Raw genomic sequence first — 401 nt, forward strand, 5'->3', positions numbered from 1 at the left:
ATTATCTGGCGCACTACAGCGTGGCGCAGGCGCTGCATTACCTGCCGGACACACCGGAACATGCCGGCTTCCGCGCCCGCGGGCGGGATTTCCTGGCCCGTTGCGTGTTGCCGCAGCCGGATAACGATCGGGTTATCCCGCAGGATGACAGCTTCTTCAGCAAACCGACGATAGACCTGACGCGCTATCAGGCAAAAGCCGGCACCCAGTCGATTCTGCTCGACTACTCGCGGGCGGAAGTCAACGAGATGCAGATCCTCAAGCAGGCCGACCTGATCATGCTGTTCTTCCTGCTGCCGTCGCTGTTCAGCCGTGACGTGCAACGCGCCAACCTGGATTACTACCTGCCGCGTACCATCCATGACTCATCGCTCAGCAAGGCGATCTACGCGATTGTCGCC

Annotated in this window: 1 pseudogene; it reads left to right on the plus strand. The window is 60.6% G+C overall.

Annotated elements, in window-relative coordinates:
- A pseudogene (locus CYR55_RS23155) lies at positions 1–401 on the plus strand (glycoside hydrolase family 65 protein); the annotation flags it as partial.

The organism is Chimaeribacter californicus (assembly GCF_002858675.1).
GTDB classification, from domain to species: Bacteria; Pseudomonadota; Gammaproteobacteria; order Enterobacterales; family Enterobacteriaceae; genus Chimaeribacter; species Chimaeribacter californicus.